Source organism: Pseudomonas sp. BAV 4579, from assembly GCF_009765395.1.
In the GTDB taxonomy this organism is placed as follows: Bacteria; Pseudomonadota; Gammaproteobacteria; order Pseudomonadales; family Pseudomonadaceae; genus Chryseomonas; species Chryseomonas aestiva.
On the sequence record NZ_WHOV01000024.1, the window covers coordinates 42,354 to 57,707 of the forward strand.

At 64.7% G+C, this 15,354-nt stretch carries 16 protein-coding genes; 4 read left to right on the top strand and 12 right to left on the bottom strand.

From position 1 onward, the window contains the following. Nucleotides 1-11: 11 nt before the first annotated feature. Complete coding sequence (gene selO / locus GSQ95_RS07340; RefSeq protein ID WP_158889458.1) at nucleotides 12-1,472, top strand: protein adenylyltransferase SelO; 1,461 nt, start codon at nucleotides 12-14, stop codon at nucleotides 1,470-1,472. Between the two features lie 156 nt (nucleotides 1,473-1,628). Here selO and pncB read toward each other — a convergent pair whose 3' ends face one another. The 10 genes from pncB to GSQ95_RS07390 form a co-directional block, all read right to left on the bottom strand. Continuing rightward, nucleotides 1,629-2,831 (bottom strand): nicotinate phosphoribosyltransferase, encoded by a 1,203-nt coding sequence (gene pncB, locus GSQ95_RS07345; protein WP_158889456.1) that lies wholly within the window; start codon nucleotides 2,829-2,831, stop codon nucleotides 1,629-1,631. An 83-nt stretch (nucleotides 2,832-2,914) separates the two neighbouring features. Next, nucleotides 2,915-3,106 carry a hypothetical protein gene (locus tag GSQ95_RS07350; RefSeq protein WP_178118347.1) on the bottom strand — a complete coding sequence of 64 codons (192 nt, stop codon included), beginning with the start codon at nucleotides 3,104-3,106 and terminating at the stop codon, nucleotides 2,915-2,917. Nucleotides 3,107-3,129: 23 nt separating this feature from the next. Further along, nucleotides 3,130-3,828 carry a lipopolysaccharide kinase InaA family protein gene (locus GSQ95_RS07355; RefSeq protein ID WP_158889454.1) on the bottom strand — a complete coding sequence of 233 codons (699 nt, stop codon included), beginning with the start codon at nucleotides 3,826-3,828 and terminating at the stop codon, nucleotides 3,130-3,132. A 27-nt stretch (nucleotides 3,829-3,855) separates the two neighbouring features. After that, the gene (locus tag GSQ95_RS07360) at nucleotides 3,856-4,542 is read right to left on the bottom strand and encodes a class I SAM-dependent methyltransferase (RefSeq protein WP_158889452.1); all 687 of its coding nucleotides are present in this window, start codon (nucleotides 4,540-4,542) and stop codon (nucleotides 3,856-3,858) included. 91 nt (nucleotides 4,543-4,633) lie between these two features. Continuing rightward, nucleotides 4,634-5,923 carry a HAMP domain-containing sensor histidine kinase gene (locus GSQ95_RS07365; protein ID WP_158889450.1) on the bottom strand — a complete coding sequence of 430 codons (1,290 nt, stop codon included), beginning with the start codon at nucleotides 5,921-5,923 and terminating at the stop codon, nucleotides 4,634-4,636. A gap of 2 nt (nucleotides 5,924-5,925) precedes the next feature. Further along, nucleotides 5,926-6,600 carry a response regulator transcription factor gene (locus GSQ95_RS07370; RefSeq protein WP_158889448.1) on the bottom strand — a complete coding sequence of 225 codons (675 nt, stop codon included), beginning with the start codon at nucleotides 6,598-6,600 and terminating at the stop codon, nucleotides 5,926-5,928. Between the two features lie 175 nt (nucleotides 6,601-6,775). After that, nucleotides 6,776-8,416, bottom strand: a complete 1,641-nt coding sequence (groL, locus tag GSQ95_RS07375; protein WP_158889446.1) for a chaperonin GroEL — start codon at nucleotides 8,414-8,416, stop codon at nucleotides 6,776-6,778. A 39-nt stretch (nucleotides 8,417-8,455) separates the two neighbouring features. Beyond that, complete coding sequence (locus GSQ95_RS07380; RefSeq protein WP_007161933.1) at nucleotides 8,456-8,749, bottom strand: co-chaperone GroES; 294 nt, start codon at nucleotides 8,747-8,749, stop codon at nucleotides 8,456-8,458. A 189-nt stretch (nucleotides 8,750-8,938) separates the two neighbouring features. Then, nucleotides 8,939-9,397: an FxsA family protein gene (locus tag GSQ95_RS07385; protein ID WP_158889444.1), complete on the bottom strand. Its 459-nt coding sequence runs from the start codon at nucleotides 9,395-9,397 to the stop codon at nucleotides 8,939-8,941. A 151-nt stretch (nucleotides 9,398-9,548) separates the two neighbouring features. After that, nucleotides 9,549-10,556, bottom strand: coding sequence for a DUF481 domain-containing protein (locus GSQ95_RS07390; RefSeq protein WP_158889442.1), 1,008 nt, complete (start codon nucleotides 10,554-10,556; stop codon nucleotides 9,549-9,551). 240 nt (nucleotides 10,557-10,796) lie between these two features. Here GSQ95_RS07390 and GSQ95_RS07395 point away from each other — a divergent pair, with 240 nt between their 5' ends. Further along, the gene (locus GSQ95_RS07395) at nucleotides 10,797-11,135 is read left to right on the top strand and encodes an MGMT family protein (RefSeq protein ID WP_158889440.1); all 339 of its coding nucleotides are present in this window, start codon (nucleotides 10,797-10,799) and stop codon (nucleotides 11,133-11,135) included. Nucleotides 11,136-11,163: 28 nt separating this feature from the next. Then, nucleotides 11,164-12,879 (top strand): AmpG family muropeptide MFS transporter, encoded by a 1,716-nt coding sequence (locus GSQ95_RS07400; RefSeq protein WP_158889438.1) that lies wholly within the window; start codon nucleotides 11,164-11,166, stop codon nucleotides 12,877-12,879. 7 nt (nucleotides 12,880-12,886) lie between these two features. On the opposite strand, the gene GSQ95_RS07405 is transcribed toward GSQ95_RS07400, so the two are convergent. Both GSQ95_RS07405 and GSQ95_RS07410 read right to left on the bottom strand, forming a co-directional pair. Further along, nucleotides 12,887-13,723 (bottom strand): mechanosensitive ion channel family protein, encoded by an 837-nt coding sequence (locus GSQ95_RS07405; protein ID WP_372240035.1) that lies wholly within the window; start codon nucleotides 13,721-13,723, stop codon nucleotides 12,887-12,889. A gap of 104 nt (nucleotides 13,724-13,827) precedes the next feature. Beyond that, on the bottom strand, nucleotides 13,828-14,307 hold the full coding sequence (locus tag GSQ95_RS07410) for a YajQ family cyclic di-GMP-binding protein (RefSeq protein ID WP_133863011.1): 480 nt from the start codon (nucleotides 14,305-14,307) through the stop codon (nucleotides 13,828-13,830). A gap of 124 nt (nucleotides 14,308-14,431) precedes the next feature. On the opposite strand from GSQ95_RS07410, the gene GSQ95_RS07415 reads away from it, so the two are divergent. Then, nucleotides 14,432-15,346, top strand: coding sequence for a putative 2-dehydropantoate 2-reductase (locus GSQ95_RS07415; protein ID WP_158889434.1), 915 nt, complete (start codon nucleotides 14,432-14,434; stop codon nucleotides 15,344-15,346). Nucleotides 15,347-15,354 lie beyond the last annotated feature (8 nt).

The window sequence follows — 15,354 nt, forward strand, 5'->3', positions numbered from 1 at the left end:
CCGGAATACCCATGAAACAGCTGCTCGACCTGACCTTCGACAACAGATTCGCCCGCCTGGGCGATGACTTCTCCACCCACATCGATCCTCGACCGCTGGACGATCCGCGGCTGGTGGTGGCCTCGCCAGCGGCCCTGGCCCTGCTGGATCTGGACCCGGCGGTGGCCGACACGCCCGAATTCACCCAGGTGTTTGCCGGCGCACAGCTCTGGGACAGCGCCGAACCCCGGGCCATGGTCTATTCCGGTCATCAGTTCGGCTCCTACAACCCCCGCCTCGGCGATGGCCGCGGCTTGCTGCTGGGCGAGGCGGTCAACGACCGCGGCGAGCACTGGGACCTGCACCTCAAGGGCGCCGGTCTCACACCCTTCTCGCGCATGGGCGACGGCCGCGCCGTGCTGCGTTCTTCCATCCGCGAATTCCTCGCTTCCGAAGCCCTGCACGCCCTGGGCATTCCGACCACCCGCGCCCTGTGCGTGATCGGCTCCGCCACCCAGGTGGTGCGCGAGCGGCTGGAAACCGGCGCCACCCTGCTGCGCATGGCCCCCAGCCACGTGCGCTTCGGCCATTTCGAATACTTCTACTACACCCGCCAGCATCAGCTGCTGGAGCAGCTGGGCGAGCATGTGCTGGCCGCGCACTTTCCCGAGTTGCTGACGACGCCTGAGCCCTGGGCCGCGCTGTTTCGCGAGGTGGTGGAGCGCAACGCCCGGCTGATCGCGTATTGGCAGGCCTATGGCTTCTGCCACGGGGTGATGAACACCGACAACTTCTCGATTCTGGGGCTCACCTTCGATTTCGGCCCCTTCGCCTTTCTCGACGACTTCGACGCCCAGTTCATCTGCAACCATTCCGATCACACCGGGCGCTACTCCTACAGCAACCAGGTGCCCATCGCCCACTGGAACCTGGCGGCCCTGGCCCAGGCGCTGACGCCCAAGATGGCGGTGGAGACGCTGCAGGAGAGCATCGCCCTCTTCCTGCCGCTGTACCAGGCGCACTATCTCGACCTGATGCGCCGTCGGCTGGGTCTGCAGGACGCGCGGGACGAAGACCAGGAACTGGTCGAGCGCCTGCTGGCCCTGATGCAGCAGGGCGGCGTGGACTATCACCTGTTCTTTCGTCAGCTGGGCGAAGACGAACCTGCCGCGGCGCTGGCCCGGGTGCGCGAGGATTTCATCGACCTGCGCGGTTTCGACGACTGGGGCCAGGCCTATCGCGCCCGCCTGGAGGCCGAAGGCGGTACCGCAGCCGACCGCACCACGCGCATGAATGCGGTCAATCCGCTGTATGTGCTGCGCAATTACCTGGCCCAGCAGGCCATCGAGCAGGCTGAAGTGGGCGACTACCGCGAGGTGCGCCTGCTGCACGAGGTGCTGTCACGCCCCTTCGAGGCCCAGCCGGGACGCGAGCGCTTCGCCCAGCGGCCGCCGGACTGGGGCAAGCACCTGGAGATCAGCTGCTCGTCCTGAGAGCCCATTTATAACCTGCTGCGCGTCGGCCAAACTGCGTTGAAAAGGCTTTCGGAATGCTCATTTACCACTCGTAAACTCCGCTTCCTCAAGCCTTTTCGCCTTGTTTGTCTCTAGCTCACGAGATTATAAAAAGGCTCTGAGAGCTGACCGTATCTAGGCGCTGTTGACCTGGAAGACGTGCCGCAGATAGTGCAGGAAGTCCGGCTCGCCGCCCTGGGCCTTGCCCGGGGCGTCGGAGATCTTGGCCACTGGCTGGCCGTTGCAGCGACTCATCTTGAGCACCATATTCATCGGCTGCACCCCGGGGATATCGCAGGTGAAGTGGGTGCCGATGCCGAAGCTCACGTTGATCCGCTCGCGCAGGGCGCGAAACAGCGCCAGGGCCTTTTCCAGGTTGAGCGAATCGGAGAACACCAGGGTCTTGGTCAAGGGATCTATGCCCAGCTGCTGGTAGTGGGCGATGGCCTTTTCCGCCCACTGCAGGGGATCGCCGCTGTCATGCCGCAGGCCGTCGAACAGCTTGGCGAAGTAGAGATCGAAATCGCGCAGGAAGGCATCCATGGTGATGGTGTCGGTCAGGGCGATACCGAGCTGACCGCGATACTCGCGCACCCAGCAGTCGAGGGCGGAGATCTGGCTGTCGATCAGTCGCGGCCCCAGTTGCTGGTGCGCCATCAGCCACTCGTGAGCCATGGTGCCCAGGGGTGCGACGTCCAGCTTCCAGGCCAGGTGCACGTTGCTGGTGCCGACGAAGCGACCGGGGAAGTCGTCCCTCAGGCTGCGCACCACCATCTCCTGCACCCCATAGGAGAAGCGCCGCCGGGTGCCGAAATCGGCCATCTTGAACTCGGCCAGTTCATCGGCACCCGCTTCTCGTGCCAGCCAGTCGAACTTGCGATAGAGCTGATCCCGCGCCACCTGCAGCGGCAGATCGGCATGGCGCTGGCGATTGCGCACCTCGCTGATCAACGCCAGGATCGGCACCTCGAACAGGATCAGGTGCAGCCAGGGACCTTTCAGGGTCAGGGTGAAGCGCCCTTCTTCCTCGCCCAGGAACACATAGGACGGATTGAAGCGAAACAGCCGCAGGAAGCGGATGAAGTCCGGGGTGATGAAGGGGATGCGCTCGAGAAAGGCCAGCTGACTGTCGCTGATGGCGACATCGGCGAGGGCATCGATCTCGGCCTGGATGGCCGCGTGATAGGGCCGCAGGTCTTCGTCGTTGCGGCAGCGAAAGGCCCACTCGACTTCCGCATTGGGATAGTTGTGCAGGACGGCCTGCATCATGGTGAGCTTGTAGAAGTCGGTGTCCAGCAGGCTTTGCACGGCCTGCTCGGAAAAACTATCGGCCATCATCGGCGGGGGCTCGGCAGCTAGAAGTCAGACGACAGGATGCCCAACTTGCCGAGGAAGCGAAAGGCGCTTGACCGCCCGAGGGCCTAGCGGTTGTGGGTCTGGGTCATGCCGAAGAGAAACAGCAGCAGGTCCTGGCTACCGGTGCTGGAGGTGGTCAGGCTGCGCGCCACTGGCGTCTGGCAATACTCGAGGCTTTCACTGCCGACCACCACCGCGGCCGGCCGCAGCCAGCTCGCATAGGCCAACGTGGTGACCCCGCAGAAAGCCGCGATCAACAAACCTCGAGTAATTTGTGAAATCATGGCTCTAACCCTCTGATCTTCCGTCCCAACGCCTGTTGGTAAACGTAGAGGAGAGTTCGCCATTGCGCAGCATTCCACGACGAATGGCGGCGTAATTGCAGCATATCCCGACGGGCGGCCGTGTCTATGCCGATGCGCTGGCGACATTTCTCCAGATCGAGCAGGGCGACGGAGAATTCCTTGCCGTGAGGGCCAACCCGCTCGGCGACGAAGATGTGCTTGGGATAGAGGCAACCGTGTTGCCAGCGGTGCCGATGCATGCGCGCCAGCACCTCGCCCAGGGTGGTCAGGAAGCGCTCGTGCTCGGCTTCGCTGAGAGACTGGCCGCCACCTTCGGCGTACCACTGATCGAGGTCCTGATAGCCTTCCAGGGCGGCGCTCACCAGTAGCGCGCGCCAGCCGCCCTGGGCATGCCGGGCATCGCAGAACAGTAGTTCGGGAACCTGAATGCCCAGGTCGCGAAAGGCGATCAGCGCATCGCGCTCGCGTAGGGCGGTGGGACGCCCGAGGGGATGACGCGGACTGCGATAGAGATGGCCGACCTGGCGCTTGACGTAGGCCAGGGTACCGTCGGGCAGCTGCAGGCGCTGAACACCGCTTTCGCCACCGCGGCGGACGTTGGGGGCTTCCACCCAGTCACCCGCGGTGTTCCACCAGCGATCGAAACGCTCTTCGCCTTGCGGTACGGCTCCCATCAGCTGCCTCTCTTATTCTAGATAGCTTCAATTGGCCTTGCGCAGGACATAGACCCGCCACATGGCATAGCCCGGCAGGAAATCCAGGGCGCGGTCGACGACGAAGCCGGCCTGGGCGACCTCCGCCTCGAATTGGCTGCGCTCGACGATGAATCTGTTCTGATAACCGCCACGGTCGCGGCCCTGGGCCTTGCGACGGCGCTCCAGCGCCTGACGCCGCCAGGCCTTGAAGTTGCCATCCACCCACAACGACAGGATGACGCTGTCGCGGGTCACCCGGTGGAACTCCTGCAGCAGTGCCAGTCGGTCCGCCGATTCGCCCACATGGTGAAACAAGCGCATACAGTAGATGCAATCTACAGAATTGTCGGACAGGTCGATAGCGAAAGCCGACGTCTGTAGGGTCTTCACCCGGGCCACGACGTCCGCGGGCTGCTGTGCACGAGCGGTGGCCAGCATGTTTTCCGAGTAATCGGCACCGATGATCAGGCGATTGCGCTTTTCCGCCAGCAGCGGCCAGAAGCGCCCTGCGCCACTGGGCAGATCCAACACCAGATTGGGCTGGCCGGCGATGCTCAGGGCCTGCCGCGCCAGTTGCTGGTCGCGCCAGTTGGACAGACGCCGGGCCAGACCGTCCTGATGCTTCAGGTAATACTGGCGGGCGTGGTCGGCGTCGTACTTTTGCGAAAAGGGCAGGTCGATGGGCGCTTTCACAGGGGCGGCTCCTGAGGGAGTGGAGAAGTGCCGCCACCCTACCCGGGCCACTGTCAAACCCCGGTCAAGCCTTTGTGAAATTTCTGTAACCTCAGTCCGCTAGTCTGTCGGTGCCGAGTGCTATCTCGAAGCGGCAACCGCCCGCCGCGCTGTCACCCAGGGTCACGTGCCAGCCCTGCAACTGGCAGATCCTGCGCACCAGCGACAGGCCCAGTCCGAGGCCCTCGCCGCGCCCTTCAGCGCCCCGCACGAAGGGCTGGAACATCGCCTCGCGCTGCTCCTCGGGGATGCCGACGCCGCTGTCTTCCACCGCGAAGCCTGCCGTACCCACGTGCAGGCCGATGTAACCGCGCTCGGTGTAATGCAGCGCATTGCGCAGCAGATTGCTCATCACCGAGCGCAGAAAGGGCTCATGCCAGAGCGCCCGATCAGCCCCCGGCGCCACGCTCAGCCGCCACTGCAGGCCCTTGGCTTCCACCGCCGCCTGCCACTCCTGGGTCTGCCGCCGTGCCACGTCGGCCAGACTGGCCCGCGGGGCCTGGGTGTCGTTGTCGCCCTGGTTGCGCGCCAGGGCCAGAAAGGTCTGCACCAGTTCCTGCATCTCCCGCGCCGCACGGGTCATCCGTTCCAGCGGACCCTTCGCCCGCGCTGGCAGATCCGGCGTGGCCTCAAGCAGTTCGCAGGAGGAATTGATCACCATCAATGGAGTACGCAATTCGTGGCTGACGTCACTGGTGAACAGCCGTTCCCGGATCAGGGCAGCACGCAGGCGCTCCAGGGCATCGTCGAAGGCCCCGGCCAGCTCGCCGACCTCGTCCTTGGCATAGTCCGGCGCCAGGGGCGGGGTTACATCGAGCAACTGGTCACGCCGGCGCACCTGACGCGCCAGCCGTACCACCGGGGCGATCACCCGCCGCGCCAGGGCCCAGCCCAGCAGCCAGGCCAGGGCCACGCTGATCAGGAAGCCGACCAGCACCACCTTGTAGAGCAGGCGTTCGCGCGCCTCGAAATCGCTCTGGTTCTGCAGCAGGACGAAGTGGTTGCCCTCCAACTCGGCCACATAGGCATAGAAGTACTGCTGGTCCTCTTCCACTTCACTGAAGCCGGCCGGCAGCTCGCGCAGGTGCGCCGGCAGCTGTGCCACCTCGGCGAGGGGCACGAAATACAGGCGCATGTCCGGGTCCAGCACCGGCTGGCCGCCGCGCTTCATGTCGCGCTGCACCATGCGCTCCAGTTCATTGTGCAGATCGGTGGAGATCAGGCGTTCCTCGACCGTATGCACCGCGGCGACGATCCCCAGGGCAAAGACGCCACCCACCAGAAAGGTCATCAGCACGAAGGCGATGACGATCCGCCGCGACAGGCTCAGGTGATATTCCATGGCTAGTCCTGCTCGACCAGTTTGTAGCCCACCCCGTGAATGGTGCGCAGCAGCGGCTGCTCGAAGGGCTTGTCGATCACCTGGCGCAACTGGTGGACGTGGCTGCGCAGGCTGTCGCTATCAGGGTAGTCCTCGCCCCATACCGCTTCCTCCAGCACCTCGCGCCGCACCACGTGGGGCGACTTCTGCATCAGCAGGGCGAGAATCTTGAGGCCGATGGGATTGAGCTTGAGCGCCTTGCCGGCGCGACTGACCTCCAGGGTATCGAGGTCATAGCTGAGATCCGCGACCTGCAGCTGCCGCCGCCCGCCACCCTTGGTCCGACGCATCACCGCCTCGACGCGAGCGGCCAGTTCGGACAGGGCGAAGGGCTTGACCAGATAGTCATCGGCGCCGGAGCGAAAGCCTTCCAGGCGATCGTCGAGTTGATCGCGGGCGGTGAGCATGATCACCGGGGTGTCGCGGCGGGCATCCTGGCGCAACCGCTGGCAGAGGGTATAGCCATCGATGCCGGGCAGCATGATGTCGAGGATCAGCAGGTCATAGTGCTCGGTTGCGGCCAGATGCAGCCCTGACAGACCATCCTGGGCGCAATCCACGCTGTAGCCCTTGAGGCTGAGGTAGTCCAGCAGATTGCTGAGGATGTCGCGGTTGTCTTCCACCACCAAAATACGCATGTCGCTGACCTCTTGCCCGAGCCCGCCGCGGGCCTCGTTGTCGTCTGTTCGGCACAGAGCCTAACCGGCCCCGGCGGCCTCGACCAGCGCGGGCGGGCCGGCGACCGGCCATAAAAAACCCCGGTGTCCGCGAGGAGCACCGGGGTTGGGCTCGGCCCGGGGGCCGGAGCGGGTATTACATCATGCCGCCCATGCCACCCATGCCGCCCATGTCGGGCATGGCCGGGGCGGAGTCGTCTTTCGGCAGCTCGGCCACGATGGCTTCGGTGGTGATCAGCAGACCGGCGATGGAGGAAGCGGCCTGCAGCGCGCTGCGGGTCACCTTGGCCGGGTCGATGATGCCGAATTCCAGCATGTCGCCGTATTCGCCGGTGGCGGCGTTGTAGCCGTAGTTGCCGCTGCCCTGCTTGACCTTGTCCAGCACGACGGAGGCTTCGTCACCGGCGTTGGCCACGATTTGGCGCAGCGGGGCTTCGACGGCGCGACGCAGGATGTTGATACCGGCGTTCTGCTCTTCGTTGATGCCTTTCAGGTCCTTCAGCGCGTCCAGGGCACGCACCAGGGCGACACCGCCGCCAGGCACCACGCCTTCTTCCACGGCAGCGCGGGTAGCGTGCAGGGCGTCTTCAACGCGGGCTTTCTTCTCTTTCATCTCGACTTCGGTGGCAGCGCCAACCTTGATCACGGCAACACCGCCGGCCAGCTTGGCCAGACGCTCTTGCAGCTTCTCTTTGTCGTAGTCGGAAGAGGTTTCTTCGACCTGGGCACGGATCTGCTTGATGCGGGCCTGGATGTCGACTTCCACGCCAGCGCCGTCGATGACGGTGGTGTTTTCCTTGTTCAGGACCACACGCTTGGCTTGACCCAGGTGCTCCAGGGTGGTGTTTTCCAGGCTCAGACCGACTTCTTCGGAGATGACGGTACCGCCGGTCAGGATGGCGATGTCCTGCAGCATGGCCTTGCGACGATCACCGAAGCCCGGCGCCTTGACGGCAGCGACCTTGACGATACCGCGCATGTTATTGACCACCAGGGTGGCCAGGGCTTCGCCTTCGACGTCTTCGGCGACGATCAGCAGCGGGCGACCGGCCTTGGCGACAGATTCCAGCACCGGCAGCAGTTCGCGGATGTTGGAGATCTTCTTGTCGACCAGCAGCAGCAGCGGGCTGTCCAGCTCGGCCGACATGGTGTCGGGCTTGTTGATGAAGTAGGGCGACAGGTAGCCACGGTCGAACTGCATGCCTTCGACGACGGACAGTTCGTTTTCCAGGCCCGAGCCTTCTTCAACGGTGATGACGCCTTCCTTGCCAACCTTCTCCATGGCTTCGGCAATGATGTTGCCGATGCTTTCGTCGGAGTTGGCGGAGATGGTGCCTACCTGGGCGATGGCCTTGCTGTCGGCGCAGGGCTTGGACAGGTTCTTCAGCTCGGCGACGACGGCAGCGGTGGCCTTGTCGATGCCGCGCTTCAGATCCATCGGGTTCAGGCCGGCGGCCACGGACTTCAGGCCTTCGGTGACGATGGCCTGGGCCAGCACGGTGGCGGTGGTGGTGCCGTCGCCGGCAGCGTCGTTGGCCTTGGAGGCCACGTCTTTCACCAGCTGGGCGCCGATGTTCTCGATGCGATCCTTGAGCTCGATCTCCTTGGCGACGGACACGCCGTCCTTGGTGATCAGGGGAGCACCGAAGCTACGCTCCAGAACCACGTTACGGCCTTTCGGGCCCAGGGTGGCCTTGACCGCGTCGGCCAGGGTGTTGACACCGGTCAGCAGCTTCTTGCGCGCGGAATCACCGAATTTGACGTCTTTTGCAGCCATGTTCTGTTTCCTCTAAGAAATTCGAAAAGTGAGCGGGAATCAGCCTTCGATAACGGCCAGGATTTCGGACTCAGCCATCACCAGCAGTTCTTCGCCATCGACCTTGATGGCGTTGCTGCCGGAATAGGGACCGAAAACCACCTTGTCACCCACTTTCACCGCCGGAGCACGGACGTCGCCGTTGTCCAGCACGCGTCCAGTGCCTACGGCAACCACTTCACCGCGGTTCGGCTTTTCGGCAGCCGAGCCCGGCAGCACGATGCCGCCAGCGGATTTGGTCTCTTCTTCGCTGCGACGAATCACAACGCGATCATGCAGAGGACGAAGCGCCATTGTCGTATCTCCCAAAGTTCTAAGTGTTTCCAGCGCCGATGACTGCATCGGCAGTTTGTTTTTACCGGCTGCGCCGGGTGCGCCCCGTGCATGACAGGACGCGAAACCTGCTCGCCTTGCGGCGACAACCTTGCGGTGTCCGCTACATGAGGTTGTCGCCAAGCATTTCAAGGGCGGAGGGCAAAATTTTTAGCGTTTTTGCTCGTCGCGGTGCACCACTTCACCCTCGATCACCTCGGGGCGATGAGGCGCGCCCTGACCGGCGCCCGGCTGATAGCCCTGGGCACCGGGATTGCGCCGGGTCACCCGGCCGATCACCGCGCCCAACAGGGCCTTGCGGGTCACCGGCAAGAGGCAGACGAGCGCCAGAACGTCGCTGATGAAGCCCGGAAAGATCAGCAGAGCGCCGGCGATCGCCAGGGTCAGGCCCTGGATGACTTCCTGCTCCGGCATCTGCCCCTGGGCCAGGCGCATGCGGATGCGCCAGAGGGTGGTGAAGCCGGCGACACGCAGCAGGGCGACGCCGACCAGAAAGCTCAGCAGCAGCAGGGCGAAGGTGGCGAGCACGCCGATTTCGCCGCCGATCTTGATGAGTACGGCCAGTTCCACAAAGGGGAACAGCAAGAAGAGTAAGGCGGTCACGCGCATCTCAGGTCCTTCACGGTGGAAGCCGGTTGAAAGACAGGAGATGGAGGCGGCCGAGCCGATTTCAAGGTCGCCGCCAGGCGCCCGGCACAAACGACAAGGCCGCGAAAGTCGCGGCCTTGAGGGGGTTGCCCAGGGTCAGGGAAATATCGGGTTACCAGGACACGCCGACGCCGGCGGTGTACTCGGTCTGGTTGACGTTGCCCTCGGCACCGCTGGTCAATTCCTTGGACGCCTTGAGGTTCAGCGACGCCCAGTTGGTCACCTTGTATCTCAGGCCGACATCGCCATCGAAGGTGAAGTTGGCGGTGTTGTCCAGCGGCCGACCCAGTTCACCTGTGGTGAAGAACTGGATGGTCTGACCGTACAGATAGCGGTTGTAGTCCCACTTCACGCTCGCCGAGAGGAACTGGTCGGAGCCGCCGTCCGCATACTGGTAGCGATTGTCGTTGAGCAGCCCGGTGAGCGAGAAGGCGCCCAGTTCGTTGTCCCAGAACTGGTAACCGGGACCGGTACCCAGGGTCCGCTGCTTGGCCAGCGCCTGGATCCAGTCGCGCTTGTATTCGGCGCGGCCCTGCCAGAAGAATTTCTCGTCGAAGAAGCGATCCAGGGCGTATTGCAGATCGTACTTGTTGGTCGAGACGGTGTCGTTGGCCTTGTAGCGGTCGTAGCTGCCGTTGGCGTTGTGCCGCCACATGCCGTGCCGCGCCTGGGTCTTGAAGTCGATGTCGTACTTCTGGCTGTCCTCGGACGAGCTGATGTAGTCCAGGCCGGCGTCGATGTTGCCTTTCCAGGCAAAGTCGCGCAGGAAGGGCCGCGGCGGCACGATCTGGGTGATGCTGGCCAGGGGGACGGTCTGCTGGCCATCGGTGGTGGTGACCACCACCTGGCCGTCGTCGGCCGGCTTGAGGCTTTCCACCGGGAAATCGGGTTCGTACTTGCCGCGCTGGACGATGACGGGCTGGTCACGCTGCAGCGTCTTGATCTTGTCCCAGGACAGGGGAATGTTGCCGCCGTATTCGGTCTGCAGGAGCAGCTTCTTGCTGTCCAGCAGCTTGATGGTTCCGGTCAGACGATCGCCATTCTTGAGCCAGACGGTGTCGGCATGGGCGAAGGAGGCGAGTGACAACAGCGCGAGCGAGGAGAGCAATCGAAAACGCATGGGCACCAGGACACCTTTGGGTGGACTTGGGTGGAAAGGTAACGAAACGAGAGGGGCGCGATTATCCGGGTGCCAGAGGCTCGCGCAACCACTCCCGGGTAAAAGTTAGGCAAGTTTCCGGAAATACTGCCCAAAGGTCGGCCGTCTTGGGAGAATGCGGCAGCTCGACACGTTTCAGCACCACCGTAACCAAACTTTTCGGCACACTGGCACTCTTCTCCCCCGGAGCAGCAGGGCGTCATGCGTGCACCCCCTCCCCTCGAATCCCGTCGCCAGGCCGTCTTCCTGGCCCTGGCCGCCATTCCCGTGGGGCGGGTGGTCAGCTACGGCCAGTTGGCGGAACTCGCCGGGCTCGGTCGCGGAGCCCGCTGGGTGGGCTGGGTGCTGGGGCGCTTGCCGGAGGGCAGTACCCTGCCCTGGCATCGGGTGATCGCGGCGGACGGCCGGCCGAGCCTGACCCAGGACAGCCCCTCTGGCCGGGAGCAACGCGAGCGGTTGCGGGCCGAGGGTGTGCTGCTGCACGAGGACCGGGTGGACATGCGTCGGTACCGGTGGAATCCAGCTGAGAGTGTCGAGTAGAGTGCGCGTTTTTTCCGAGCCCAAGGGCATGTTTGCACGTTTCTGGCGAGAAGCCGTCACCACCTATAAATCCAAGGCCTGCCTGGCCCTGCTGCTGCTGGGTTTCGCCGCGGGCCTGCCGGCCATGCTGGTGTTTTCCACCCTGTCAGTCTGGCTGCGCGAAGCGGGCGTGAGTCGCGAGACCATCGGCTATGCCAGCTGGATCGGCCTGGCCTATGCCTTCAAGTGGGTCTGGTCGCCCATGCTCGACCTGTGGAAGCTGCCGCTGATCGGCAAGCTCGGACGGCGACGCTCCTGGCTGGTGCTGTCGCAGATCCTGGTGGGCCTGGGGCTGATCGGCATGGCGCTGTGCAATCCGCAGCAGCACCTGGAGCAACTCATCGCCCTGGCCGTGCTGGTGGCCTTTGCCTCGGCCACCCAGGACATCGCCGTGGACGCCTATCGCCTGGAGATCGCCGACGACGATCGCCAGGCCGCCCTGGCCGCCTGCTACATGACCGGCTATCGCATCGCCGCCCTGCTGGCCAGCGCCGGCGCGCTGTTTCTTGCCGAGGAGCTGGGCTCGTCCCGCCTGGGCTACAGCCAGAGCGCCTGGGCCACCACCTACATGCTGTTCGCCCTGCTGGTGCTGCCGGGCCTGGTGACCAGCGTGCTGATCCGCGAACCCGAGCCGGTGGCACCCATGGCCATGGCGGAATCGCGCTTCGGCTTCAATCACCAGCTGGTGGCGGTCGCCCTGCTGCTGGTGATGCTGATCTCCATCCCCGCCGCCATCAATGCCGCCATCGCCCAGGCCTGGCCGCGCGCCCTGCTCTACAGCCTGTTCATCGTCGGCTGCCTGTCGCCCTGGGGCCGCTACTGCTCCAAGCCCCTGAGCGATCTCATGCGCCGCATGCGCGAGCCCCTGCGGCTGCGCGATGCGGCCAATGCCGAAGAACTGCCGCGCTTCGACTTCGTCCACCAGATGGTCTCGGTGATCCTGCTGATCGTGCTGATCGTGGCCGCCACCGGCGGCCTGTCGGCCCTGGCCGGCGGCTACTGGCCGCGCGGTCTGATGTACGGCCTGATCGTCTGGCTGTGCCTCACCGCGCCGGGGCGCCGGCTGATGGCACCGGTACTGACGCCCATCACCGAATTCATCCAGCGCTACCAGTGGCAGGCGCTGCTGCTGCTCGGCCTGATCTCCACCTATCGGCTGTCCGACACGGTCATGGGGGTGATGGCTAGCGTCTTCTATATCGACGTGGGCTACAGCAAGGAAACCATCGCCGGGGTCAGCAAGATCTTCGGGGTATTCATGACCCTGTTCGGCGCGGGCCTGGGCGGCGTGCTGATCACCCGGGTAGGCATCCTGCCGATCCTTTTCCTCGGTGGCGCCGCTTCGGCGCTGACCAACCTGCTGTTCGTGGTGATCGCTTCCACCGGCGCCAACGTGCCGCTGCTGATCGCCACCATCTGCGCCGACAACGTCAGCGGCGGCATGGCCACCTCGGCCTTTGTCGCCTATCTGTCGAGTCTGACCAACCTCAGATTCTCGGCCACCCAGTACGCCATGCTCAGCTCGCTGATGCTGCTGTTGCCGCGCCTGCTGGGCGGCTACTCGGGGGCCATGGTCGAGCACGTCGGCTACAGCTCGTTCTTCTCCCTGACCGCGCTGATGGGGGTGCCGACGCTGCTGCTGATCGCGGTGCTCTGGCTGCGTCAGCGGCGCGATCCCGCCGTCGTCAAGACCGGCGGGAGCTGAGCGGGACCTAGGCGGCGGGGCTGGACTCGCCCTGCGCCTCGGCGACCGGTGCAGTGTTGGCGAAGTGCACCACTCGCTGCGGGAAGGGAATGCCGATACCCACCGCGCCCAGGCGGTCGCGGACCTGCTCGTTGAGCATGAACATCAGCGGCCAGTAGTCGCCGCTGTCGGTCCAGAAGCGTAGCGACAGGGTGATGGCACTGTCGCCCAGGGCCGATACCACCACTTCGGCGGCCGGATCCCGATGCACCCGCGAGTCTTCCGCCAGCGCCAGCAGCACCTCGCGGCCCTTCTGCAGATCGGCTTCGTAATCCACGCCGACATCGAAGATCACCTTGCGCTTGGGCTGGCGCGAGTAGTTGGTGATGATGCCGTTGGACAGATTGCCGTTGGGGATGGTGACGGTCTTGTTGTCCCCGGTCAGCAGGATGGTGTGGAAGATCTGGATCGAATTCACCGTCCCCATTACGCCCTGGGCTTCGATGAATTCACCGACGCGAAAGGGGCGGAAGGTCAGGATCAGCACACCGCCGGCGAAATTCGACAGGCTGCCCTGCAGTGCCAGACCCACGGCCAGACCGGCCGCGCCGATGATGGCGACAAAGGAGGTCGTGGCGATGCCAATCATGGACGCCGCGCTGACCGCCAGCAGGATCTTGAGGATGATGCTGATCAGGCTGCCGAGGAAACTCAGCAGCGCCGGGTCGGCGCCATGGTGGGCCGCCAGGCCGCTGGCCTTGGCCGAGACCTTGTTGATCAACCACCAGCCGATGGCCAGGGTCAGCAGCGCCAGCAGCACCCGGCCGGAGTACTGCAGGACAATGGGTAGCCAGCCCGCGGTCATCGCCAGCAGGTGGTTGTATTGGTTTTCGATATCCAAACGGCGTCTCCTGTTACCTCTTCAGTCAGATGCCGCCGCGCTCGGCGGCGACCCTAAAGGGAGTCAGCTCAATCGCGGAAGTTCTGGTATTGCAGCGGCATGTCCAGGGACTGGCCGCGCAGCAGGGCGATGACCTCCTGCAATTCGTCGCGCTTCTTGCCGGTGATGCGTACCTGCTCGCCCTGGATGGCGGCCTGGACCTTGATCTTGCTGTCCTTGATCAGGGCGACGATCTTCTTCGCCAGCTCCTTGTCGATCCCCTCGCGCAGGACGGTCTCCTGCTTGACGGACTTGCCGGACGCATAGGCATCCTTGACCTCCAGGCACTGGACGTCGATCTTCCGCTTGGCCAGGTTGACCTTGAGGATCTCCAGCATCTGTTCGAGCTGGAAGTCGGCATCGGCGGTGAGGGTCACCGTCAGGTCCTTGGCTTCGAAGCTGCCCTTGCCGCGCAGGTCGTAGCGGCGATCAAGGTCCTTGATGGCGTTGTCGACGGCATTGGTGACTTCGTGCTTGTCCAGCTCCGATACCACGTCGAAGGAAGGCATGGATTTTCTCCTCGGTTGCGATGGGGCAGCCTTGACGCTGCGGCATGACCGACCATTATAACGACTGACCCTAGCCTTGCAGGAATCCAACCATGCCCCGCGAATCCACCCTGGAGTCACAGTTGTGAGCTGGCACGTACTGGGTGCCGGCAGTCTCGGCGGGCTCTGGGCCGCGCGGCTGTTTCGCGGTGGCGAACCGGTCCGGCTGATCCTGCGTGACCGTACGCGCCTGGCGCAGTATCGCGCCGGCGGCGGACTGCACCTCAGCGAAGGCGACACCACCAGTCTCTATCCGCTGCCGGCCGAGACGCCCGAGGCCGGCAATCCGATCCGCCGGCTGATCCTCGCCTGCAAGAGCTATGACGCCGAGGAAGCCATCGCCAGCGTCGCCGCGCGGCTGGAACCGGAGGCCGAGATCCTGCTGCTGCAGAACGGCCTGGGCAGCCAGGATGCCGTGGCCGCCCGGGTGCCGCGGGCGCGCTGCCTGAGAGCCAGCACCACCGAGGGGGCCTATCGCGAGACCGACTTCCATGTGGTGGCGGCCGGCGCCGGGCAGATCTGGATCGGTGACCAGCTCGGCAGCCATACCCCGCCGCCCTGGCTGGACACCCTTACCCAGCTGGGTTTCCCGGTGCGCTGGACCGACGACATCGACGCCCGGCTGTGGCGCAAGCTGGCGATCAACTGCGCCATCAATCCGCTGACCGTGCTGCATCGCTGCCGCAACGGCGAGTTGCGCCAGCACGCAGCGGAAGTGGCAGCGCTCTGCGACGAACTCGCGGCCCTGCTGGAAGCCATGGGCCTCGCTCCGACGGCCCAGGGGCTGCAGCAGGAGGTCGAGGCGGTGATCGCCGCCACGGCCAACAACAGATCCTCGATGCTGCAGGATGTGGAGCGCGGCCAGCGTACCGAGGTGAGCCATCTGCTCGGTCATGCCCTGCCGATCGCCGGACGGCTGCGCCTGCCGGTGCCGCACCTGACGGACCTCCAGCAGCGGTTGCGGACCCGGCTCGCGGAGCGCGGATTGCCCGAGGACTAGCTGCGGGC

Coding starts and splice junctions, on each gene's coding strand:
- selO (WP_158889458.1), top strand. CDS start 12: ATGAAACAGCTGCTCGACCTGACCTTCGACAACAGATTCGCCCGCCTG.
- pncB (WP_158889456.1), bottom strand. CDS start 2,831: ATGATGGCCGATAGTTTTTCCGAGCAGGCCGTGCAAAGCCTGCTGGAC.
- GSQ95_RS07355 (WP_158889454.1), bottom strand. CDS start 3,828: ATGGGAGCCGTACCGCAAGGCGAAGAGCGTTTCGATCGCTGGTGGAAC.
- GSQ95_RS07365 (WP_158889450.1), bottom strand. CDS start 5,923: ATGGAATATCACCTGAGCCTGTCGCGGCGGATCGTCATCGCCTTCGTG.
- GSQ95_RS07370 (WP_158889448.1), bottom strand. CDS start 6,600: ATGCGTATTTTGGTGGTGGAAGACAACCGCGACATCCTCAGCAATCTG.
- groL (WP_158889446.1), bottom strand. CDS start 8,416: ATGGCTGCAAAAGACGTCAAATTCGGTGATTCCGCGCGCAAGAAGCTG.
- GSQ95_RS07380 (WP_007161933.1), bottom strand. CDS start 8,749: ATGGCGCTTCGTCCTCTGCATGATCGCGTTGTGATTCGTCGCAGCGAA.
- GSQ95_RS07385 (WP_158889444.1), bottom strand. CDS start 9,397: ATGCGCGTGACCGCCTTACTCTTCTTGCTGTTCCCCTTTGTGGAACTG.
- GSQ95_RS07390 (WP_158889442.1), bottom strand. CDS start 10,556: ATGCGTTTTCGATTGCTCTCCTCGCTCGCGCTGTTGTCACTCGCCTCC.
- GSQ95_RS07395 (WP_158889440.1), top strand. CDS start 10,797: ATGCGTGCACCCCCTCCCCTCGAATCCCGTCGCCAGGCCGTCTTCCTG.
- GSQ95_RS07400 (WP_158889438.1), top strand. CDS start 11,164: ATGTTTGCACGTTTCTGGCGAGAAGCCGTCACCACCTATAAATCCAAG.
- GSQ95_RS07405 (WP_372240035.1), bottom strand. CDS start 13,723: ATGACCGCGGGCTGGCTACCCATTGTCCTGCAGTACTCCGGCCGGGTG.
- GSQ95_RS07410 (WP_133863011.1), bottom strand. CDS start 14,307: ATGCCTTCCTTCGACGTGGTATCGGAGCTGGACAAGCACGAAGTCACC.